The organism is Lutibacter sp. HS1-25, from assembly GCF_004121075.1.
Taxonomy (GTDB): Bacteria; Bacteroidota; Bacteroidia; order Flavobacteriales; family Flavobacteriaceae; genus Lutibacter.
This window is the reverse complement of the sequence record NZ_RHLN01000011.1, coordinates 61,765-85,523: the sequence shown is the minus strand read 5'-3', so window position 1 is coordinate 85,523 and position 23,759 is coordinate 61,765. Positions and strand designations below refer to the sequence as shown.

22 protein-coding genes are annotated in these 23,759 nt (G+C 31.2%); 8 read left to right on the top strand and 14 right to left on the bottom strand.

What is annotated here, in order from left to right; translation table 11 throughout:
• Positions 1-135 precede the first annotated feature (135 nt).
• Positions 136-1,263, bottom strand: a complete 1,128-nt coding sequence (gene folK, locus EC396_RS06110) for a 2-amino-4-hydroxy-6-hydroxymethyldihydropteridine diphosphokinase (RefSeq protein WP_129365823.1) — start codon at positions 1,261-1,263, stop codon at positions 136-138.
• A 91-nt stretch (positions 1,264-1,354) separates the two neighbouring features.
• Here folK and sppA point away from each other — a divergent pair, with 91 nt between their 5' ends.
• The gene (sppA, locus tag EC396_RS06105) at positions 1,355-3,109 is read left to right on the top strand and encodes a signal peptide peptidase SppA (protein ID WP_129365822.1); all 1,755 of its coding nucleotides are present in this window, start codon (positions 1,355-1,357) and stop codon (positions 3,107-3,109) included.
• Between the two features lie 22 nt (positions 3,110-3,131).
• Entirely contained in the window at positions 3,132-4,247 is a 1,116-nt protein-coding gene (locus tag EC396_RS06100; RefSeq protein ID WP_129365821.1) for a sulfotransferase, read from the top strand.
• Here the strand turns inward: EC396_RS06100 and EC396_RS06095 are convergent.
• Both EC396_RS06095 and EC396_RS06090 read right to left on the bottom strand, forming a co-directional pair.
• The gene (locus tag EC396_RS06095; RefSeq protein ID WP_129365820.1) at positions 4,244-4,684 is read right to left on the bottom strand and encodes a DUF2141 domain-containing protein; all 441 of its coding nucleotides are present in this window, start codon (positions 4,682-4,684) and stop codon (positions 4,244-4,246) included. The two genes, EC396_RS06100 and EC396_RS06095, sit on opposite strands and share 4 nt — an antisense overlap.
• A gap of 267 nt (positions 4,685-4,951) precedes the next feature.
• Complete coding sequence (locus tag EC396_RS06090; RefSeq protein ID WP_129365819.1) at positions 4,952-5,830, bottom strand: AraC family transcriptional regulator; 879 nt, start codon at positions 5,828-5,830, stop codon at positions 4,952-4,954.
• A gap of 206 nt (positions 5,831-6,036) precedes the next feature.
• Here EC396_RS06090 and EC396_RS06085 point away from each other — a divergent pair, with 206 nt between their 5' ends.
• Positions 6,037-6,636, top strand: a complete 600-nt coding sequence (locus EC396_RS06085; protein ID WP_129365818.1) for a hypothetical protein — start codon at positions 6,037-6,039, stop codon at positions 6,634-6,636.
• Between the two features lie 38 nt (positions 6,637-6,674).
• Here the strand turns inward: EC396_RS06085 and EC396_RS06080 are convergent, their stop codons facing one another.
• The 9 genes from EC396_RS06080 to EC396_RS06040 form a co-directional block, all read right to left on the bottom strand.
• Positions 6,675-7,172 (bottom strand): dihydrofolate reductase, encoded by a 498-nt coding sequence (locus EC396_RS06080; protein WP_129365817.1) that lies wholly within the window; start codon positions 7,170-7,172, stop codon positions 6,675-6,677.
• A 14-nt stretch (positions 7,173-7,186) separates the two neighbouring features.
• Positions 7,187-7,573 carry a 2TM domain-containing protein gene (locus tag EC396_RS06075; RefSeq protein WP_129365816.1) on the bottom strand — a complete coding sequence of 129 codons (387 nt, stop codon included), beginning with the start codon at positions 7,571-7,573 and terminating at the stop codon, positions 7,187-7,189.
• Positions 7,574-7,589: 16 nt separating this feature from the next.
• Positions 7,590-8,360 (bottom strand): hypothetical protein, encoded by a 771-nt coding sequence (locus EC396_RS06070; RefSeq protein WP_129365815.1) that lies wholly within the window; start codon positions 8,358-8,360, stop codon positions 7,590-7,592.
• A 12-nt stretch (positions 8,361-8,372) separates the two neighbouring features.
• Positions 8,373-8,585, bottom strand: a complete 213-nt coding sequence (locus tag EC396_RS06065) for a hypothetical protein (protein WP_129365814.1) — start codon at positions 8,583-8,585, stop codon at positions 8,373-8,375.
• Between the two features lie 33 nt (positions 8,586-8,618).
• Entirely contained in the window at positions 8,619-9,443 is an 825-nt protein-coding gene (locus EC396_RS06060; protein ID WP_129365813.1) for a thymidylate synthase, read from the bottom strand.
• Between the two features lie 63 nt (positions 9,444-9,506).
• Complete coding sequence (locus tag EC396_RS06055) at positions 9,507-10,901, bottom strand: NupC/NupG family nucleoside CNT transporter (protein WP_129365812.1); 1,395 nt, start codon at positions 10,899-10,901, stop codon at positions 9,507-9,509.
• Between the two features lie 11 nt (positions 10,902-10,912).
• A complete protein-coding gene (locus EC396_RS06050) occupies positions 10,913-11,524 on the bottom strand; it encodes a bifunctional nuclease family protein (protein WP_129365811.1) in 612 nt (203 codons plus the stop codon).
• An 86-nt stretch (positions 11,525-11,610) separates the two neighbouring features.
• Positions 11,611-12,573 (bottom strand): electron transfer flavoprotein subunit alpha/FixB family protein, encoded by a 963-nt coding sequence (locus tag EC396_RS06045; protein ID WP_129365810.1) that lies wholly within the window; start codon positions 12,571-12,573, stop codon positions 11,611-11,613.
• A gap of 118 nt (positions 12,574-12,691) precedes the next feature.
• Positions 12,692-13,432, bottom strand: a complete 741-nt coding sequence (locus EC396_RS06040; RefSeq protein WP_129365809.1) for an electron transfer flavoprotein subunit beta/FixA family protein — start codon at positions 13,430-13,432, stop codon at positions 12,692-12,694.
• A gap of 178 nt (positions 13,433-13,610) precedes the next feature.
• Here EC396_RS06040 and EC396_RS06035 point away from each other — a divergent pair, with 178 nt between their 5' ends.
• From EC396_RS06035 to EC396_RS06015, 5 genes are all read left to right on the top strand, one after another.
• A complete protein-coding gene (locus tag EC396_RS06035) occupies positions 13,611-14,588 on the top strand; it encodes a pyruvate dehydrogenase complex E1 component subunit beta (RefSeq protein ID WP_129365808.1) in 978 nt (325 codons plus the stop codon).
• 81 nt (positions 14,589-14,669) lie between these two features.
• Positions 14,670-17,159 (top strand): DUF5686 family protein, encoded by a 2,490-nt coding sequence (locus EC396_RS06030; protein WP_129365807.1) that lies wholly within the window; start codon positions 14,670-14,672, stop codon positions 17,157-17,159.
• Positions 17,160-17,220: 61 nt separating this feature from the next.
• Positions 17,221-17,760, top strand: coding sequence for an inorganic diphosphatase (locus EC396_RS06025; protein WP_129365806.1), 540 nt, complete (start codon positions 17,221-17,223; stop codon positions 17,758-17,760).
• Between the two features lie 126 nt (positions 17,761-17,886).
• Complete coding sequence (locus EC396_RS06020; RefSeq protein ID WP_129365805.1) at positions 17,887-20,298, top strand: sodium-translocating pyrophosphatase; 2,412 nt, start codon at positions 17,887-17,889, stop codon at positions 20,296-20,298.
• Between the two features lie 249 nt (positions 20,299-20,547).
• A complete protein-coding gene (locus EC396_RS06015) occupies positions 20,548-22,092 on the top strand; it encodes an SDR family NAD(P)-dependent oxidoreductase (RefSeq protein ID WP_129365804.1) in 1,545 nt (514 codons plus the stop codon).
• Positions 22,093-22,282: 190 nt separating this feature from the next.
• Here EC396_RS06015 and coaD read toward each other — a convergent pair whose 3' ends face one another.
• Complete coding sequence (coaD, locus tag EC396_RS06010; protein ID WP_129365803.1) at positions 22,283-22,738, bottom strand: pantetheine-phosphate adenylyltransferase; 456 nt, start codon at positions 22,736-22,738, stop codon at positions 22,283-22,285.
• 2 nt (positions 22,739-22,740) lie between these two features.
• Positions 22,741-23,718: a D-alanine--D-alanine ligase gene (locus EC396_RS06005; protein WP_129365802.1), complete on the bottom strand. Its 978-nt coding sequence runs from the start codon at positions 23,716-23,718 to the stop codon at positions 22,741-22,743.
• Positions 23,719-23,759: the final 41 nt, after the last annotated feature.

Below are 23,759 nucleotides of genomic sequence, written 5' to 3'. Positions count from 1 at the left end.
TAGTTAGAAGTTTTTTGGTGTCTAAGTCTTTCTATTCTGATTCAGGTTAAATTTAGTCGAAGCCATAATTATATTGAAGAAGTTGTGATCTTAAGCTGAGTGGAGAGAAGCTAACAACCAACAACTAAAACAATTCTACTCAGCTTTTTTAATCAAATCAATTACGGCTTTGTAATCTTCAGGATTGTTTACAAAATCTTTGTCAGAAACATCAATAATTAAAGTGTTTAATTGCTCTTCGGTTTTGATAAAAGTATTGTATCCTTGGTGAATTTTATCTAAATATTCGGGTAAAATATTTTGCTCGTAATCTCTTCCTCGTTTTTTAATATTTTCAATTAAACGAGGCGTATTTTGATATAAATAAATATATAAATCGGGTTTCGAAATTTCTTTATACATCAAATCGAACATTTTTCGGTATAAAAAATATTCCTCTTTTTGTAAGGTTACCTGCGCAAAAATCAACGATTTAAAAATGTAATAATCAGAAACTATAAAGTTTTTAAACAAGTCAAATTGCGCTAAATCATCTGAAAGTTGTTGGTATCGGTCTGCTAAAAAACTCATTTCTAACGGAAATGCATACCTATCATTATCTTCATAAAATTTTGGTAAAAACGGATTGTCAGCAAAGCGTTCTAAAATAATCTTCGCATTATAATCTTCAGCAATCATACGCGAAAGTGTCGTTTTTCCAGTGCCAATATTGCCTTCAATAGCAATGTAATTGTATTTTTCAGAAAGCGAAACAGGTCGTATTAATTTTAAATGGGTATTTTCAATTTCACCAGTATCTGTGCAATTATTTAAACAAATTTGTAATCGTAGTTTTTCAATAGGATGTATAACATTTGGCGCTATTTCAACCAAAGGAACCATTACAAATTTGCGATTTAGCATTTCTTGATGCGGAACAATCAATTCTTTCGAAAAAATAATTTCTTGATCAAACAATAAAACGTCAATATCAATAGTTCGGGCTTTGTAAACCTTATCGGCAGTTCTTTTTCTTCCTAAAAAAACTTCTGTTTTATGAATGTTTTTTAATAAATCTTCTGGATTTAAACCTGTTGAGACCTGTATGCAACAATTGTAAAAATCATCGCTTTCAAAACCCCATGCAGCCGTTTTGTAAACCGATGAAATTTTTTGGACTGATCCAATGTTTTCAGCAATTAAGTCAATGGCTTTTTGCAGGTTTTCAAGTTTGTTTCCTTGGTTGCTTCCTAATGATAAATATGTTGTTCTAAGTATATGCATAAAGTGAATGCAAAGAAAAGAAAAGTATCAGTTAAAAACTTATCTTTGTGGTTCAACTTATAAACATTTGCACTAAAATTGTATTGAATTTATGAATTTTTTGAGAAACTTATTAGCATCCATTATTGGAACTTTTATAACATTAGGCCTTATTTTATTTTTACTTATTGTGGTTGTATTTGCCATGAGCGAAGATGAAGAAATTGTAGTAAAAGAAAACACTGTTTTAGAAATTAAATTAGATAAAACTGTAAAAGATTATGCGCCTAAAAGTGATGATCCATTTGATGAGATTTTTGGAACCAATAATAAAAAAATGGGTTTAAATGAAATTATCAATGCTATTGAAAATGCAAAATATGACGATAATATTAAAGGTATTAGCATCAATTCGCTCAATATAAATGCTGGGATTTCTCAAACCAAAGAAATTAGAAATAAGTTGGCTGAATTTAAAGAAACTGGAAAATTTGTTAATGCTTATGCCGATGTTTACGACCAAAAGGGTTATTATTTGGCTTCTGTAGCCGATTCTGTTTTTATAAATCCTGTTGGAGAACTGGCTTTTAAAGGTTTGTCTTCTGAAGTACTTTTTTTTAAAAACCTACAGGAAAAAACAGGTGTAAAAATGGAAGTAATTCGTCACGGTAAGTACAAAAGTGCCGTAGAACCTTTTTTAGAAAATGAAATGAGTGAGAACAATAGGGAACAAATTTCATCATTTTTAAAATCTATTTGGGGCGAAATGTTGAATGATATTTCTGAAAGTAGAAATATTTCTGTTGATGAATTGAATCATATTGCCGACGGTTTGTTAGGTAGAAATGCTGTATTGGCTGTTGAAAATAAATTGGTTGATGGCGCCCTTTATTGGGATGAGTATGAAGCTAAGTTGAAGCATCTTTTGGGTATTTCAAATGAGGATAAAATAAATAGCATTACTTTAAAAGATTATATTTCAACAGGAAAAGGAAGGGTAATTGAATCGGGTTCAGATAAAATTGCTGTGATTTATGCCCAAGGAGAAATTATTTATGGCAAAGGTGATGAAGAATATATTGGACCTGAATTAATAATAAAAGCCATTCGTGAAGCTGTAAAATTGAGCAGTACAAAAGCCATTGTGTTAAGGATAAATTCTCCTGGTGGAAGTGCTTTGGCTTCTGAATTGATTTGGAGAGAAATTGAATTGGCAAAAAAAGAACTTCCTATTGTTGTTTCAATGGGAGATATGGCTGCATCTGGTGGTTATTATATTGCTTGTAATGCCAATAAAATTATTGCTGAACCTACCACAATTACTGGTTCTATTGGTGTTTTTGGTGTGTTGCCAAATATCAGCACGCTAGCCGAAAATATTGGTATTAATGCAGAACAGGTAAATACAAACAAAAGTGCCAGTTATAGTTTGTTTGAACCAATGACCAACGAGTTTAAAACCGTAACACAAGAAGGTGTAGAATTTGTTTATACAACTTTTGTGAAACATGTTGCTGAAGGAAGAAATATGACTTTTGATGAAGTTGATAAAATTGCTCAGGGACGTGTTTGGAGTGGTGTAGAAGCCAAAGAAGTTGGTTTGGTTGATGAGCTTGGTGGTTTGAGAACTGCTGTAATTGAAGCTGCTGGTTTGGCTGGAATTACCGATTATAAAGTGCGCAATTATCCAAGTTATAAAATAGATTTTGAAGAACGATTTGATGGTTTTCCTTTTGCTTCATCAAAAGAAGAAATGATGATAAAAGAATTTGGAGAGGCTAATTATAAGTTATACCAAAACCTTAAACAATTTTCTCAAATTACCGGAATTCAAGCCCGTTTGCCTTTTTTGGTTGAAATTAATTAAGTTAATGTGTTGATTTTGTTTTATGAAAAAGACTGAAGAAGATAAACAATTTGCTTTTAAAATAACTACGTTAGCTGGTGCTCGATTTGGAGTTTTTAGATTTGTTTCAAAAAAATATGGTGTTGAAAAAAAATATAAAACCAAATGGTTATTAACGGGTTTTGTTAGCGTAATTTCTTCTTTTCTTGGTGTTTTTGATAGACTTGTATATGGTTTAAAGACCAAACCTAAAAATTTAAAAGATCCGGTTTTTATTGTTGGTCACTGGAGAAGTGGTACAACTTTACTGCACAATTTAATGTGCTCAGATCCGGAAACAGGGTATCCAACTACCTATCAAACTATTTTTCCAAATAACCTTTTTTCATTTCAATGGTTGTTTAAATATGTGATGAAATCTTTAATGCCAGACAAGCGTCCTGTTGACAATGTAAAATTAAATGTTGATTATCCGCAAGAGGAAGAATTTGCATTAAATAACGAGATTCCGTTTAGTTTTTATAATTGGTGGTATTTTCCTAAAAAAACAAGAGATATTGCCAATCAATATTTGTTTGATACTACAGCTAGTAAAAATGATGTTGAAAACTGGAAAATTAATTTTAAACGTTTTGTTTTTCGCTGTTTAATAAATACCAATGGAATTAGATTTATTTCTAAAAATCCGCCACATACTGCCCGAATTCCACAATTGTTGGATTTGTATCCAAACGCAAAATTTATCTATATTCATAGAAATCCTTATGAAGTAATACGTTCAACAATTGCTTTTTATAAAAGTATTTTACCTGCAACTCAATTACAGGATATTGATGAAGAAACTTTGGTAAAGGATATTTTATGGGTATATAAAAATTTGATATTGAAATATGAAAGCGATAAGCAACTTATACCTGCAAATAATTTAATTGAAATTACCTATGCTAATTTGGTAAGTAAACCAGATAAAGAAATTAAAAATATTTACAAAAACTTGTTAAACGACGATTATATTAGGATTGAAAAAAATGTAAATGAATATGTTGCAGGTATTAATCACAAATTAAAAGATTATAAATATAGTAAAGAATTTTTAGCACAAGTAAATGAAGAACTGGCTGATTTGATTGCGCTTAAAGGTTACGAAGTGCTGTCTTAATCCTGTATATTGATTGTAATTGTTTTTTTAGGACTGTCTAATTCAAAATTAGCTTCGTTGTATTTAGGAGCTCTAAAAACCACATTGTAATTTCTTGAAAAAGCAAAGCCTTCTTTAGGCATACCAATAAAATTTTTGGTTATTTCTCCATTTTTATCTTCATCATGTAATAGTCCAATGGCATAATTTCCATAAGGAAGATCTTTAAAAACAATTAAAAATGTTGGAGCTGTAAAATTTGGAATAAAACGTTGTTCTAAAAAATTACTTTCAGGCCATCCTTCAGGTCCTTTGTTAATGCTAATCATTATTTGACCATCGGTATTTTTAATACCGTTTACAATAACTTCTATTGTGCCTGTTTTTTGTGCAAATAACAAGTTGTTAACTAATACAAAAATCAATAATAATAAATAGTTCGCTTTTTTAGAATTCATAGTTTGAATAAGAATAAAGAATACTAAAATTAAATGTACAAATTTATATTCATAATATGGCAAATTAACTTAGTTGTATGCTATTTTAACATCAAAATAATTAGGGTTAAAATTGAATATAAATTAGGCAAATTTGGAGATAATTAATATGTAAATCTAACCTAAATTTGCCCTATGTTTGGTTTACATATAAATACATAATAAGCGGTTATTATATATTAATTAAGTTTGGAAATGAGATCTTTTTTAGATCTCATTTTTTTTTGTCTATTTTTCTCCCAATAGTTGTTTCATCTCATTTCTATACTTCAACGGACTTTTACCTGTAAACTTTTTGAAAAGCTTGTTGAAATGAGAAAAGTTGTTAAATCCACTTTCAAAACAAATATCTGTAATACTTGTAGGATTTTCAGCAAGTAATTTTGTAGCGTGTACAATTCTAAACTCGTTTACAAACTGGGTAAATGTTTTTCCAGTTACTTTTTTAAAGTATCGGCAAAACGCTGGTACAGTCATACTTACCTTTTCAGAAATTTCATCTAATGTAATTTGTTGGGTAAAGTTTTTACGAACAAATCCAAAAATAATATCAATTTTATTGTTGTCTTGTGGTTCAACTTCAAAAGCAAATCCATCTACATTTAACAAGGTGTAATTAGGAGCCATTGCCAATTCTTTTAAAATCTCAATAAATTTTAATATTCGATCAATTCCTTGGTAATTGATTAAATCTTCAATTTTTGGTCCAACAGTTGTTTTAGTTTCAATGTTAAATAAAATTCCTTTTTTAGCCTTTTCAAATAAATTTTTGACTTTTTTCATTTCAGGAATATTAAAAAAGAGTTCTCCTAAAAAGTCTTGTTTAAATTGTATAATTGTTTCTTTTCCGTTTGCGGTAAATCTATCTGTAAATCCACTGTGGGGAAGACTTGCACCTATAAGTATTAACTGACTATTGTTAAAATAAGATAGATGACTACCAATATGTCTTTTTCCTTTTCCTTTATTAACATAAACCAACTCCAACTCTGGATGAAAATGCCAAAATGGTAATCTGCTATCTGCTAGATCTTTATGCTGCTTTATAAGAAATGATTCACCAAATTCTGGAACAATTTTTTCAAATGTAGGTTTCGTATTTCTCATGATTTTTTTTCTTTATTATACAAAAGTAACAAGAATTAATTCATGTATTCTGTTTAAATTTCACAAGTATATGTTCTAAATTAACCTTTAACTATATTTTAACACAATTTATGTTAAAATAAGATATAAATTTGAAAATTCAGATGTATTTTAAGGCCTAAATACAGCATACATTTGCATCATACTAACATTAAAAATCTATAATTATGAAAAATTTAGTAAAGAAAGGATTAGTAGTTGCAATGCTTTTTACAGCAATGATTGCTACGGCGGCAGGAAAAGATAACAGTGTTAAATTTACTGTAGTAAATTCGAAATTGATTGATTTAAAACTTGAAAATAAAGATGGAGAAATCCAGGTAAGAGTTAAAGATATTCATGGAGAGACTTTACATTCAGAAAAATTTAAAGGGTCTAATTTTGCTAAAAAGTACGATTTAAAAATATTACCAACGGGTCATTATTATTTTGAAATTGAAGGTAAATCAAAAATTAAAATGATTCCTTTTGAAGTTACAGATAACAATGTGACTTACAATATTGAATTGGAAACAATTTATTATAAACCAACAATTTCACAAGAAAAAGGTGTAATACATATTTCAAAATTTGCATTAAATAATGAGTCGCTAACAATTGCATTTTTAGATGATAATGATAATTTATTGTACACTGAAACAATTGTTGGTCCTGGAAAATTGCAAAAAAATCTGAATATTAAACAATTAGAAGCAGGTTCTTACCGATTATTTGTAAGAAGTGGAAATAGAGTTTATAGCGAAATTATTAAAATTGATAATGAATAATTTCATTTATTAAATTAAGTTTGGTTTGTGAAGAGGTCTTATTTTAAGGCCTCTTTCTTTTTTGTATAGGTTACAAAGCTAAATGGGTACTTGTTTAAATCATCAGATTTAAAATCTTCTCTCGATGATTCTTCCCATAAATTAAAATCTATCTTAGGAAAAAAAGCATCAGCATCAAAGGTTTGGTGTACTAAGGTTAAGTCTAATTTATCTGCAATTGACATAGCTTGTTTGTATATTTCAGCACCACCTAAAATATAGGGATTGGTATCTGCTTTTGCTGCTTCAATTGCTTCATTTAATGAGTTTACAACAATGCAACCACTTTGTGTGTAGTTTTTATTTCGTGTAATTATAATGGTGGTTCTATTAGGTAAAGGTTTTCCTAAAGATTCAAAGGTTTTACGTCCCATAATAATATGGTGCCCTAAAGTAACTTTTTTAAATCGCTTTAAATCAGCAGGTAAATGCCAAATTAATTGGTTGTCTTTTCCTAATGCGTTATTTGTTGAGATTGCGGCTATTATAGTAATCATTCTACTTTTATTTTTTATATTGAAGTTTCTGATTGGTTTAGATCCGATTCAATATTTATATTATCCTCTATTTTAAGTTGCGTTTCTTTTTCAACTTTTTTAGCTAATTCTTTGATTTTTAATTCTTGTTTTACAACCAATTTTTCAATTTGCTTGCGCTCCCAATCCTTCCCCATAAACTTATGAGTTATAAAAACATTTACAAAATGTACGCAGAGTAAAAATAACCAAGCTATAATTGCCCATACAAACCAGTCAAATTGTTCGCCAACATTTAAAACTTTATTTATTATTATTAAAAAAACCGATCCAATTAAAAAAAGAATAAAGTGTGTGTACAATCTTTTTTTTTGTTTTTGACGCTTACGAGCGTATTCGAATAATTCAAACTGATTGTCCATAAAATATTTTTTAAATTTATTTAACTACCATTTTAATTGGAAGTGAATATTTCATACTAACTTTATCTCCCATCATATATCCAGGTTCGTCAACTTCAGGAAAATAATACAACACTCTTTTTGTTTCAAATTCGATAACCTCATTTGGAGCCTTAACTTTCATGTTATCTATTTTTTTAGTGTCTTTATTTATTTCAAATATTGCAAAAATTTTAATAGTTCCCGTCTCACCTGATTTTTTAACAATATTAATATCAAAATTATTTGTAATATATGTCGCTATTGTTGTGTTTATACATTTTTGAGATGATTTGTATGTATTATTTTTTTTACAACTATTAATTACAGGGTTTAATGTGTAAAGTACTAGAGAACTACACTTTATTATTGGAATATCGTTTTCTTTTGTAATAATTTGAAGTGAATAATTATGTAATTCTGACTTTACAGGTATCTTTAATTCGTCTAATGAAATAAGTTTAAATGCATTGATAATTGCATTGTTCAATATTTCATTTTCTGAATTTGTACTAACATCAATAATGTTATTTTTTTTATCCAAATTAAATGATACACTAATTACTTTTTTTCTTTTAGATAAATCTGCAGTTAAAATTAATTCTTGTGAAAGATATTGCTTAAAATGATTGGAAAAAAAGTTGTCTAAACTTGGATCTGTGTATTTTTCCCAAATAGATTTTCTTAATGTGTCATTTTTTTGAATGGTTGTCTGTGCATATCCGAAAAATGCAACACAACAAAAAAATAGTGTAAAAAGTTTTTTCATAGCAAATTGGTGTTACATACTTTTAACCCATTCTTTAATGTAATCTGTATAATCTCTGGTTTCGTTTTCTTCGGTATTTTTGTATTGTTCTATGGCTATTGTTAAAAATTTAGCGATTTCATCATCTGATGTATTGAAAAAAAACTCAATAGATTTTAAAATATTTTCATCTTCTATTTTGTTGATTCTTTCAATAATTTTTTCTTTTAAAACTTGATCTTGCATTTTTTTAGTTTTTAATTTGTTACCCTGTTTTTTTTAAATAGAAACTGCACCTTTAATATGAGGGTGAGGATTGTAACCCACTAAGTTAAAGTCTTCAAATTTAAAATCAAAGATATTTTTTACAGTTGGATTAATTTCCATTTGTGGCAGTTCTTTTGGCTCTCGTGAAAGTTGTAATGCAATTTGTTCACTGTGATTGCTGTAAATATGTGCATCGCCAAAAGTATGAACAAAATCACCTGGTTTTAAATCACAAACCTGTGCTATCATTAATGTTAGCAGCGCATAAGAGGCAATGTTAAAAGGTACTCCTAAAAATATATCGGCACTACGTTGGTAAAGCTGACAAGATAATTTTCCGTCTGTTACATAAAATTGAAAGAAAGCGTGGCAAGGAGGTAAAGCGGCTTTGCCGTTTGCTACATTTTCTGAAAAAGAGACAGATGTATCGGGTAAAACACTTGGATTCCAAGCAGTAACAATCATTCTTCGGCTGTCTGGATTGGTTTTTATAGTTTCAATAACTTCTGTAATTTGATCAATTCCTTCGCTGTTCCAATTGCGCCATTGATGTCCGTACACAGGTCCCAAATCACCATTTTCATCAGCCCAGGCATCCCATATTTTTACGCCATTTTCTTTTAAATATGCAATATTTGTTTCGCCTTTTAAAAACCAAAGTAACTCGTAAATAATTGATTTTAAATGTAATTTTTTGGTTGTTAACATTGGAAAACCTTCACTTAAATCAAAACGCATTTGATAACCAAAAACACTTTTTGTTCCAGTTCCAGTTCTGTCTTCTTTTAAAATACCGTTTTCGCTTACGTGTTTTATTAAGTCTAAATATTGTTTCATTAATTTTAATTTTAAAAGTTTAAAAGCAATTCTAATTCCCCCTTCAGGGGTTAGGGGGACTTATTACCCAATAATCATTCCGGCAATTGTTGCTGATAATAAAGAAGCAATTGAGCCACCAATTAAGGCTTTTATTCCGAATTCAGACAATGTTTTTCTTTGTCCAGGTGCTAAGGATCCAATACCACCAATTTGAATACCAATAGATGCAAAATTGGCAAACCCATAAAGCATATAGGTTGCCATTATAATGGATTTTTGATAAGTTAAATGTGAAACGTTGGCAACATTTTTAAGTTCTGCCAATTGAATGTATCCTACAAATTCACTCGCTGCTAATTTAATACCTAGCAATTGTCCCATTAACATAATATCTTCAGTTGCCACGCCAATTAACCACATTAATGGTGAAAAAATGGTTCCTAATATAGCTTCTATTGAGAATTGTTGGTAGGCAGTATTTGCAGATATCCAATTATTTAAGTTTGTAATATCTCCAACCCAACCTAAAATACCGTTTAACATAGCTATCAATGCTACAAAAACAAGTAACATTGCAGCAACATTGGCGGCTAATTTTAAACCTTCAGTAGTACCATTTGCTATTGCATCTAAAATATTAGAACCTATTTTATCTTGAGAGACTTCAACATCCATATTAATTTCCTCAGTTTGCGGGTACAACATTTTAGAAACTACAATTGCTCCTGGCGCTGCCATTACTGATGCTGCTAATAAATGCTTTGCAAATTGCAATCGCAATGCAGGATCACTTCCACCTAAAAAACCAATATAAGCGGCCAATACACCACCCGCTACGGTTGCCATTCCACCAATCATAACCAGTAATATTTCAGAACGATTCATACGTTCCAAATAAGCTTTAATCATTAACGGAGCTTCTGTTTGTCCTAAAAAAATATTTCCTGCAACCGATAAACTTTCAGCACCTGAAATTTTTAAAAGTTTTGTCAGCATAATTGCCATTACTTTTACAATAACTTGAATAACTCCTAAATAAAACAACAAGGAAGTTAATGCAGAAAAGAAGATGATAGTTGGTAAAATTTGGAAAACAAATATAAAACCAAATGATTCAGCATTCATTAAACCTCCAAATAAAAAGATGCTTCCAGCAGCTGTATAATCTAAAATATTGGTAAATATTCCGCCAACATATTCAAAAATAGCTTGTACAAAAGCAATTTTTAAAACACCAATTCCAATAATTAGTTGTGCCGATAAACCAGCTCCTACTGTTTTCCAATTAATTGCTTTGCGATTGCTACTTAATACATAGGAAATGAGCAATAAAGAAAACATTCCTAAAACACCCCTTAATATTGAGTTGGTAGAAATACCTTGACTTTCTATAATTGGTTGTTGAATTGTTTCTTGAGCATTGATAAATAAAGCACTAAAAAAGAATAGGGCAAATAAACTTATTTTTTTGAACATTTTTTGTGAATTTATGAAGTACGTTTATTTATTTCGTCTCTTATTTTTGCAGCCAATTCATAATCTTCATCTAAAACAGCTTTTTCTAATTTTTCATTCAATTGTTTTAACGAATCTTTTGAGAACGGAGACGAAGCCTGAGCTTTTGGTTGTTCTTCAATAATTTCATCAACTTCCATTTCTTCATTTGAAGTAGGAAATTCCTCTTGGGTTTTTAAATAAATGCCAGCCTTATCTAAAATGTTTTCATAAGTAAAAATTGGCGCATTAAATCTTGTGGCAAGTGCAATGGCATCAGATGTTCTGGTGTCAATTATTTCTTCAATATTGTCGCGCTCACAAATTAAACTGGAATAAAACACACCGTCTACCAATTTATGAATAATAACTTGTTTGATAATTATTTGAAACCTATCTGCAAAACTTTTAAACAAATCGTGCGTTAGTGGTCTTGGTGGTTTTATTTCTTTTTCTAACGCAATTGCAATAGACTGTGCTTCAAAAGCGCCAATTACAATTGGTAAATTTCTTGAACCGTTAACTTCAGTTAAAAGCAGGGCATATGCACCACTTTGGGTTTGACTGTAGGAGATTCCTTTAATATTTAGGCGTACTAAACTCATAAAATAAAATTAAAAAAAATGGCTATCTAATCAAAGGACTTTTCCTATAATTAGATAGCCTTTTAAAGAGGCACAATTTAGTAAAATTATGCGTTATTTGCTTTAAATTCTTTCAACTTTTCAATTAATTTAGGTATAACTTCAAATGCATCACCAACAATGCCATAATCTGCAGCTTTAAAAAATGGTGCTTCGGGGTCTGTATTTATAACGACTTTTACTTTTGAAGAATTTACACCTGCCAAATGTTGAATGGCTCCAGAAATACCTATGGCAATGTAAAGATTTGAAGCTACAGGCTTACCTGTTTGTCCAACGTGCTCACTATGAGGCCTCCATCCTAAGTCTGAAACTGGCTTTGAGCAAGCAGTTGCAGCGCCTAATATACTGGCAAGTTCTTCAATCATTCCCCAGTTTTCTGGTCCTTTTAAACCTCTTCCACCCGAAACAACAATATCTGCATCAGCAATTGTTATTTTTCCGGCTGTTTGTTCCATTTTTTCTGAAGTTAAATCGCTTTCAATTAGAGTTGGAGAAAAAGATTCAATAGTTCCTGTTACTGGATTTTCAATAATTCCATAGGAATTTTTAGACAAACCAATCACTTTTATAGGTGTATTTATAATACAATTGTTAAATGCTTTGTTCGAAAATGCTTTTCTTTTTACAGTAAAAGGCGAGACTGAACTTGGCAATGCAATCACATTACTAGCTAAACCAGCATTTAAATTTACTGCAACCATTGGAGCAATATACAAACCATTTGCATTTGAATCTATAATTACAACCTGAGCATTTTCTTTTTCAGCTGCTTGTCTAATAATGTTGGCAACAACTTTAGCGTTAAAACTTTTTAAACTGTCGTTTGCAATACTCAATACTTTTTCGGCTCCATAATTAAACAGTGCAGACGGGTCAGTTGCATTTATAGTTAACACAACCAAAGGCTCCCCTAATTGTGCTGCAACATTTTTTCCGTATGAAGTTGCTTCAAGCGCTGTTTTTTTATATTTCCCTTCTGATGTTTCGGCAAAAACTAAAACTGACATATATTTTTATTGTTTAAATTGTTTATATTGTTTAATGGTTGAAGGTTTTAATTGTTTTATTGGTTTTAAGTAAATTAATACTTTTAAACTTTTCTACATTTAAACCCTTCAACAAAAATTATATTACTTTGGCTTCGTTGTGTAATAAATTTATCAATTCATCAACATTATCTATTATTTTACAAGCAGATTTAGCAGCTGGTTTTTCAAATGAAGTTGTTGCTGTTGCAACCTCAGTTTGTGTTGGTTCAATAATTGTTAATTTTTTTTGACGAGCCATCATAATACCACGCATATTTGGAATGCGTAAATCTTTTTCTTCAACCAAACCTTTTTGACCAGCAATAACCAAAGGTAAATTGCAGTTTATAATTTCTTTACCACCATCAATTTCACGCGTAGCAGTAGCCTTGTTTTCATCAATCTCTAAACCAATACAGGCGTTTACAAAGTTAAAATCTAAAAAAGTTGCGAGCATTCCAGGTACCATTCCACCGTTATAATCAATAGATTCTTTACCACATAGCACCAAATCAAAATTTTCATTTTTTACAATTTCAGCCAATTCTTTAGCAACCGTAAAACTATCAGTTGCTTCAGCGTTAACTCTTATAGCATCATCGGCTCCAATAGCCAAAGCTTTGCGTAAAGTTGCTTCGGTTGAAGGGTTTCCAACGTTTGCTACAGTAATAGTTGCGCCTTGTTTTTCTTTAAACCACATTGCACGTGTTAATGCAAATTCATCGTATGGATTTATGATAAATTGTACGCCGTTTGGATCAAATTTTGTATCGTTTTCTGTGAAATTTATTTTTGATGTTGTATCGGGTACATGGCTAATGCAAACTAATATTTTCATATTGATATATTTTGGATTTTAAACTGTAAAATTAATGGTAAAAACATTACATTTTTACGAATATACTACTTTTTTTTAAAATTGCTATGCGTGCATAGTAATTTTTTATAAATCATTATTTTTTTGATAGTAAATATAGAAATGCTTATTTTTGCATTTCTAAAAATAAATAGAGATAATGAAAACAATACAATTTAGAGAAGCAATTTGTGAAGCAATGAGCGAAGAAATGCGTCGTGATGAGTCTATTTTCTTAATAGGAGAAGAAGTTGCTGAATACAATGGTGCTTACAAAGCCTCAAAAGGAATGTTAGATGAGTTTGGTGCTAAACGCGTAATAGATTCTCCAATTGCTGAGTTAGGTTTTGCTGGAATTTCAGTAGGTGCTGCAATGAATGGTAATAGACCAATTGTTGAGTTTATGACTTTTAACTTTGCTTTAGTAGGTATTGATCAAATTATTAACAATGCTGCTAAAATTAGACAAATGTCTGGTGGGCAAATTAACTGTCCTATTGTTTTTAGAGGGCCAACAGGTTCTGCAGGTCAGTTAGGTGCAACACACTCTCAGGCTTTTGAAAACTGGTTTGCTAACACTCCAGGTTTAAAAGTAATTGTACCATCTAACCCATATGATGCAAAAGGTTTGTTAAAAGCTGCAATTAGAGATAACGATCCTGTTATTTTTATGGAGTCTGAACAAATGTATGGTGATAAAATGGAAGTTCCAGAAGGAGAATATTTAATTCCTATTGGGGTTGCAGACATTAAAAGAGAAGGTACTGATGTAACAATCGTTTCTTTTGGTAAAATTATTAAAGAAGCTTACAAAGCAGCTGATGTTTTAGAAAAAGAAGGTATTTCTTGTGAAATTATAGATATGCGTACCATTAGACCAATGGATTTTGAAGCAATCTTTAATTCTGTTAAAAAAACAAATCGTTTGGTTATTTTAGAAGAAGCTTGGCCATTTGCTAGTATTTCTTCTGAAATCACATTCCAAGTACAAGAAAATATTTTCGATTATTTAGATGCTCCAGTTAGAAGAATAACTACTGCTGATGCACCTGCAGCTTATTCTCCAGTATTAATGGATGAGTGGTTGCCTAATTTTAACGATGTAATTAAAGCGGTAAAAGACGTTTTATATAAATAATTAAGTGTAATTTTTTACCTTGTAAATTCCTTTTGAGTTTAACTTAAAAGGAATTTTTTGTACATATAATATTCATAAATAATGATTAAAAAGAATACATATTTAACTTTACTCTTTCTGTTTGTTTTTACGGTAGCTTTTGCTCAGGTTAAAATTAGTGGAGTGGTTAAAGATGAAAAAAATGAATCTATTCCATTTGCTAATATTCTTTTTAAAGGTTCTAACATAGGAACAGTTTCTGATGAAAATGGAAAATTTTATTTAGAAGCCGATAAATATTATTCGGAAATTGAAATCTCTTTTATAGGGTATGAAACCAAAATAATGCCAATAAAAAGCAGAGATTTTAATTTAACCATCAATTTAAAAGAAGCAGCTTCGCAGTTAAAAGAAGTTTTTATTTATGCTGGTAAGGTCAAGAAAAAGGGAAATCCAGCTATTGCAATTTTAGAAAAAGTTTGGGAAAAAAAACGTCAAAATGGTATCTATTTATTTGATCAATATCAGTTTGAAAAGTACGAAAAACTAGAGTTCGACATAAATAATGTAGATAGTACGGTAATTAACAGCAAGCTTTTTGATAATATTGAATTTATTTTTGAAGGAATTGATACTTCACATGTTACAGGAAAGGCCTTTTTACCCATTTTTATCAACGAATCTGTTTATCAAACCTATGGCGATAATACCAAAAATAGGGTTAGAGAAGATATTGTAGCCAATATCAATTCGGGTTTTAGTACCAACCAAAATATCATTGCTTTTATCAAAGATTTGTATGTAGAATATGATATTTATAGCAGTTATATTAAAATTTTCGACAAAAGTTTTGTAAGTCCAATATCGAGAGCAGGAACCTTATCTTATAATTATATATTAGCCGACAGTGCTTTTGTTGATAATAAATGGTGTTACAATATTTTATATTATCCGCGTAGAAAAGGTGAATTGACTTTTAAAGGTGATTTTTGGGTGAATGATTCTACGTTTGCTGTGAAAGAAATTAACATGCAAGCCAACAGAAGCGCAAATATCAACTGGGTAAAAGATATTTATATTGAGCAAGAATACAATGTTTTAAATGATACTGTTTTTTTGTTGAAACGAGATTTTATGATGTCTGATTTTAGTTTCGGAAAAAAAGACAAATCAAAAGGTATATATGGTAAGCGAACAACGATGTATCAGGATTATGTTTTTGACGATTTAAAAACAGATAAGTTTTATAAAGAAAAAGTAGATGCCTATGATGAGGCAATCTACAATAAAGGCGCTGATTTTTGGAATAAAAACCGTCAGGAAAAACTAACCGAAAATGAGCAAGGAATCTATAAAATGATAGATACCTTAAAAACAGTGCCAAAGTTTAGACGTATGTACGATTTAATGTCTATTCTTGGCTCGGGATATGTAGAATTTAAAAATTTTGATTATGGTCCAATATACTCAACTTTTGGACAAAATGATGTTGAAGGTTTTAGATTAAGAGTTGGTGGTAGAACTTATTTTAGCCCAAATGATAAATGGCGTTTGCAAACTTATTTTGCTTATGGTTTTAAAGACAATCAGTTAAAATACGGCGCTTCGGGTAAATGGATGATAGAACCAAAAAGTAGGTTTACAATTGGTGGCGGTAACCGAAGAGATGTAGAGCAAATTGGGGTAAGTTTAACCACTACAAATGATATTTTAGGTCGAAGTTTTGCCTCTTCGGCAATATTTGCAAGTGGAGACAATAGCAAGTTAACATCTATTAATTTAACCAATTTATTTTTGTCGGTTGAGCCTATTACAAATTTAAATTTTAGATTAGGTACTTCATACCGAACTTTAAAATCAGCTTCGCCAACAACATTTAATTTAGATTGGTGGGTTGATAAAGAAAACAATATTGCAGATTATAAAACAGTTCAATCTGAAATAGATTTTTCAATAAATTATACTCCAAAGCGTAAAACAATAGGTTGGGGTGTTGAACGTAACATAGTTTCAAGTTCTTATAGCACTTTGTTTTTGAGTTTTTCACAAGGTTTAAAAGGGGTGTTTAACAGTGATTTTGATTATCAAAAAGTTCAATTTTACTATAGACAACCTTTTTTAATAGGTGGTTTTGGACGAATGTTTACGACTTTTGAAGCTGGGAAAATTTTTGGAGAAGTACCTTTAGGTTTGTTAAGTGTTGTACCAGGAAACCAAAGTTATGCTTCTGTTGAAAGAACTTTTTCATTGTTAGATTATTACGAATTTATCACAGATACTTATGCTTCTGTTCATGTTGATCATAATTTTAATGGTCGCTTTTTTTCAAGATTGCCATTGTTTAGAAAATTAAATTGGAGAGAATTGGTTGGTATAAAAGCAGTTTGGGGTTCAATTTCTGACGAAAACATTGCCTTAAGTGCTTCAAATATCCCATACATTGCACCTACAAAAGCTTATTTTGAATACAGTGTTGGCGTTGGAAATATTTTTAAAGTTTTAAGAATTGATTTTAACTGGAGAGGAAATTACAGAGATGTTAAAGGTGCAAACAATTTTGGAGTTAAAGGTACTGTAGGTATCTATTTCTAAAATTTTGTTAATTCCATTCTGAATTTTGTATTTTTGAAAAAATTATTAAAATAACTAAAGAATGACTGCTAAAGCAAATAACGACAAAGGAATCACATTTGATGTGTTAATTGAAATACCAAAGGGAAGTAGAAATAAATATGAATATGATTTTGCATTGCATAAAATCCGTTTCGATAGAATGTTGTTTTCATCTATGATGTACCCTGGTGATTATGGTTTTGTTCCTGAAACCTTGGCATTAGATAAAGATCCACTTGACGTACTTGTTTTAGGTACAGAGCCAACTTTTCCAATGGTTGTTATGGAAGTTAGACCTATTGGTGTTTTCCATATGACAGATGAAAAAGGACCAGATGAGAAAATTATTTGTGTGCCAGTATCAGATCCTATTTGGAGTAATAGATTAGATATTAGCGATTTAAATCCGCATAGATTGAAGGAAATTGAACACTTTTTTCAAGTTTATAAAGATTTAGAAGATAAAAAAGTTGATGTAGGTGGTTGGGGAAATGCTGAAGAAGCAATACAAATTTATAAAGAATGTGTTGAGCGCTATGATAATAGTGAACATAAAAAGAAAAGAACTTTCACAATCTAAATTAGAATAAATCTAAATACACTTAAGCCATCTTGATACATATCAAGATGGCTTTTTTTATCGATTGTATTTTATTACATTAGCGCACCAAAAATTATTAATCAATTAAAATTTATCATTAGAAGTATGGAATTAATCGTGAATTATTTGCCACTGTTTGGCATATTAGCGCTTGTATTTGTGTTCTTAAAAAACACATGGGTTACAAAGCAAGACAGTGGGAATGAAAAAATGTCAAAAATTGCTAAGCACATCGCAGATGGTGCTATGTCATTTTTAAAAGCAGAATACAAAATATTAGCAATTTTCGTAGTTGCTGTAGCTATTTTATTGTATTTCAAGGGTTCAAGTGAAGTGGGCTCTAACGGAATGGTTGCAGTTTCGTTTATTGTAGGTGCTATTTGTTCAGCATTGGCAGGGTTTATAGGAATGCGTGCCGCAACTAAGGCAAACGTTAGAACTACCCAAGCTGCCAGAACTTCATTAGGAAAAGCGTTAGAAGTTGCTTTTGCAGGTGGATCTGTAATGGGAATGGGTGTTGTAGGTTTAGGTGTGCTAGGTTTAAGCGGTTTGTTTATGCTTTATCAAATAGTATGGCCAGGTGCTGAAAATATTCCTATGGTATTAAATGTACTTTCTGGGTTTTCATTAGGTGCTTCATCAATTGCTTTATTTGCGCGTGTTGGTGGTGGTATTTATACCAAAGCTGCCGATGTTGGTGCAGATTTAGTGGGTAAAGTTGAGGCAGGTATTCCTGAAGATCATCCTTTAAATCCAGCAACAATTGCAGACAATGTTGGAGACAACGTTGGTGATGTTGCAGGTATGGGAGCCGATTTATTTGAATCGTATGTTGGTTCTATTATAGGTACAATGGTATTGGGTGCATTTATAATAACACCAGATTTTGGCGGATTGGGTGCTGTTTATTTGCCATTGGTTTTAGCTGCGGTTGGTATTATTGTATCAATTGTTGGAACATTTTTTGTAAGAGTTAAAAATGAAGAAAGTCCTCATAAAGCCTTAAATTTAGGTGAGTTTGGTTCGGGTATATTAATGGTAATTGCATCTTATTTTATCATTACTTCTTCAGGGTTATTACCTGAGCAATGGATTTCAGAAGGTGTAACTTATACCGCTTTAGGTGCATTTTGGGCTACACTTGCTGGTTTAGTTGCTGGTTTTTGTGTAGGTAAAGTAACCGAATTTTATACAGGTACTGGTACAATTCCTGTGTTGTCTATTGTTAAACAATCAGAAACGGGTTCTGCAACAAATATCATTGCTGGTTTAGGTGTTGGAATGATGTCTACAGCTATGCCAATTATTTTAATTGCAGCTGCTATTATGGTTTCTCATCATTTTGCTGGTTTATATGGTATCGCAATTGCTGCGGTAGGTATGCTTGCAAATACAGGTATTCAATTGGCAGTAGATGCTTACGGTCCAATTTCAGACAATGCTGGTGGTATTGCTGAAATGGCTGAGTTGCCAAAAGAGGTTCGTGAGCGTACAGATAAATTAGATGCTGTTGGTAATACTACTGCTGCTATTGGTAAAGGTTTTGCCATAGCTTCAGCGGCTTTAACTGCTTTGGCATTGTTTTCAGCTTTTATGAAAACTGCAAATGTAAAAGCAATCGACGTTTCTAGACCAGATATTATGGCTGGTTTGTTAGTAGGTGGTATGTTGCCATTTGTTTTTTCAGCCTTGTCTATGAAAGCTGTTGGAAGGGCTGCAATGGCTATGATTGAAGAAGTTCGTCGTCAGTTTAGAGACATTCCTCAATTACACGCTGCTTTAGAAATTATGAGAAAATACAATTCAGATATGTCAAAAGCAACTCCTGAAGAAAGAGCTATTTTTGATGAGGCTGATGGCTATGCTGAATATGAAAAATGTGTTGAAATTTCAACAGAAGCATCTATCAAAGAAATGGTTTTACCTGGTTTATTGGCATTGGCAGTTCCTGTTGGTGTTGGTTATTTAGGTGGTGCAGAAATGTTAGGAGGTCTATTGGCTGGTGTTACTACTTGTGGTGTGTTGATGGCTATTTTTCAATCAAATGCTGGTGGTGCTTGGGACAATGCTAAAAAAATGATTGAAGAGCAAGGAAGAAAAGGCTCTGAAGCGCATAAAGCTTCTGTTGTTGGTGATACTGTTGGAGATCCGTTTAAAGATACATCAGGTCCTTCATTAAATATATTATTAAAATTAATGTCGGTTGTAGCTTTGGTTATTGCGCCTAGTATCGCTTTGGATATTGACGCTGTTTCTGATTATGTAAACCAAAATGTACCAACTGAAATGGTTGCTGATCAAATTTCAAAAGAAGTAAATGTTGAAATGATTAAAAATACCGATGGTACAGTACAAGCTACTGTAATTACAACAATTTCTAATAATGGTGAAACTGTTATTGATGAGCAGGTTTTTTCAGGAAATGAAGAAGAAGTTAAAGCTCAATTAGAAGGTTTAAAAACAGCTGATTCTAAAGTTGAAGAAATTGAAGTTGATATTGTGAAGGCAAATTCATAAATAAAATGATTGAATTTTGTAGTTAAAAGCAGTTATTTTATCATTAAAAAGTAGGCTTTTAGAGTAGGATATTGAAATTCAATATTTTATTTTAAAAGCCTATTGTTATTTTAAGGCACTAAAATGTATTGTTTGATTGTTGTTTTTTTCTGAAAAATAATTCGGAAATAAGTTCTTAAAATGCATATTTCAACAATTTAAAAATTGAAACAAATTATAAAGTATATTTGCAGCTTTAAATTAGTGAATATGTGTGTTGATAAAAGTAACAAAGTTGAAGAAGATCAAATAGATCAATGTATTGCTACGCTTGAAAAGTTGGTAGGCAATGGAGGTCAAATTTTTGAACTTTCAGAAGAAAAAAGAGTTGCTTTACTAAAGGCTGCAGGTTTGCTTTCGCGTCCAAATAAAGATGAATTTGTAAAGTGGAAGAAAGATGCTGAAAAAACTGCCAAACGAAAAATGATTGCCAAAGACAGACATGCGCGTAAAGAAACGGGTATTAGAAGTGCTCGTGAAGCAGCTGTTTTTGTAGCTCCAAAATTAATTTCGCTTACAAAACAACAAGAGCAGGAACTAGAATTAGAGTCTCCAAGAAATTGTTATGTGTGTAAAAAAGTCTACACAAAATTGCATCATTTTTACGATACAATGTGTACAGAATGTGGTGATTTTAACTATGCCAAACGTTTTCAAACAGCAGATTTAACAGATCAAGTTGCAATTATTACAGGGTCTCGTTTAAAAATAGGTTATCATATTACTTTAATGTGTTTGCGCGCGGGTGCAACGGTTATTGCAACTACGCGTTTTCCTGTAGACTCTGCATTGCGTTTTTCACAGGAAGATGATTTTTCAAAATGGGGACATCGTTTAAAAATTCACGGACTCGATTTGCGTCATATTCCAAGTGTTGAAATTTTTTGTAATTATATAGAGCAACATTATGGTAGACTGGATATTTTAATTAATAATGCAGCCCAAACTGTAAGAAGACCTGCTGGATTTTACCATCATTTAATGGCTAATGAAACTATGAATTTAGATTTGTTGCCTAAATCGGCTAAAAGTGTTTTGGCAGATCATTTTGAATGTTTGCAAGAATTAAAGTCGTTGAGCGCTGATGCAATTGCTACTCAAAATAAAAATTTACCAGTTACTTGGCACGGACCAGAACCAGGAATTGGTTTAAGAGCTTCAGCTCAATTGTCTCAAATTCCTTATAGTTTTGATAATTCTTTAAAAGCAAGTGAAGTTTTTCCAGAAGGCGAATTAGATGCAGATTTACAACAAGTTGATTTGCGTAAAACCAATAGTTGGCGATTGAAATTGGGTGAAATTGAAACTACTGAAATGATTGAAGTTCAGTTGGTTAATTCTGTGGCGCCGTTTGTATTGTGTAACCGACTTTCAAATATTATGAAGAAAGAAAACACAGGAATGAAACATATTATCAATGTTTCGGCTATGGAAGGTAAGTTTCACCGTTTTAAAAAGCAAGACCGTCATCCACATACCAATATGGCAAAGGCAGCTTTAAATATGATGACACATACCAGTGCATCAGCTTTTGCAAAAGATGGTATTTATATGAATGCAGTTGATACTGGTTGGGTTACCGATGAAGACCCTGTTGAATTGTCGAAGAAAAAAGTTGAAGTTCACGATTTTCAACCACCTTTAGACATCGTTGATGGTGCTGCACGTGTAATGGATCCTTTGTTTGACGGTATCAATACAGGAAAACATTGGTGTGGAAAATTCTTAAAAGATTATATGCCAATAGATTGGTAGTTGGTTATAAAAAGAAAAGCTTGGTGATTTACCAAGCTTTTTTTTGAAATTTGATGAGGATGGCAGAAAAGTTATTAAAATCCGTTTAGTCAAACTGAGCTTGTCGAAGTTTAGACTGATTAACAGTATATCAATATATTTCGACAGGCTCAATATGACATTAAATTTACTTTTGACGAGCCTCAGTTCATTACTTTTTTGTGACACTTTCTGGAACAAACCCAGAAATGTCTCCACCATGTCTATGCACATCACGAACAATACTTGAACTTATAAAAGCGGTATTTGCTGAAGTTAACAAGAATATTGTTTCAATACCCGATAATTTTCTGTTGGTTTGGGCAATGGCTTTTTCAAATTCAAAATCGGCAGGATTTCTTAGGCCTCTTAAAATAAAATTGGCGTTTACTTTTTCGCAATATTCTGTGGTTAATCCAGTATAAGTTTCTACTTTAATTTTAGGTTCGCCTTTGTAATTTTCTTTAATAAACTGAATGCGTTCTTCTAATGAAAACATATATTTTTTATCAGAATTTACACCAATTGCAATAATAATTTCATCAAATAAAGGCAAAGCTCTGTTGATAATATCTACGTGGCCTAAAGTAATTGGGTCAAAAGATCCAGGAAAAATTGCGCGTCTCATAATTATTTTTTTAAGGCCATTTCAATAGCGTTATGAAAAAGTGTTGGTAAGCTAATTCCGGCAGCAGCAGCTTGTTGAGGAATTAAACTTGCAGAAGTCAAGCCGGGTACGGTATTCATTTCTAAAAAATAGGGTTCACCTTTTACAATAATATATTCAGATCTTGAAAATCCACTCATATTTAATATTTTGTAAACTTGTGTAGCTACAATTTCTAATTTTTTGTGTAATTCATCCGAAATTTCGGCAGGCGTTATTTCTTTAGATTTTCCTAAGTATTTAGCTTCATAATCAAAAAAGTCATTTTCTGTTATAATTTCTGTCATTGGTAAAACCTTTATTTTTCCTTCAAATTCAAATACACCAATGGTAATTTCAGGACCATCTAAAAAAGCTTCGATTAAAATTTCTTTGTCTTCTTTAAAGGCTTTTTCAATAGCAGGCATCATTTCTTCTAAATTCTTCACTTTAGAAATTCCAAAGCTAGACCCCGCATTGTTAGGTTTTACAAAACAAGGTAAACCTACTTTTTTTATAATTTCTTCAACAAAAATAGTATCGCCTTTATCTAAAAAAAATGAAGTAGCAGTTTTAATACCATATTGTTTTACCACACTTAAACAATCGCGTTTGTTAAAAGTAAGTGCCATTTGATAAAAAGGAGCAGAGGTATGTTTTAAACCAATTAAGTCAAAATAAGCTAAAATGGTTCCGTCTTCACCGGGCGTACCGTGTATGGCGTTAAAAACACAATCGAAAGTTATTTTTTTGCCATTAACTTCAGCAGAAAAATCGTGTCGGTTAATTGGGTATTCCACATCAAAGTCATCAACCAATACCCATTTGTTTTTAAAGATATGAACCTTGTATGTATTGTAAATTTCTTTTGAAATGTGCTGATATACAACACTTCCACTCTTCAATGAAATTTCGAATTCCGAAGAGTAACCACCCATAATTATGGCAATATTTTTTTTCATTTTTTGATCTATTCTGTTAGTACAAACTTACTTTTTTTAGT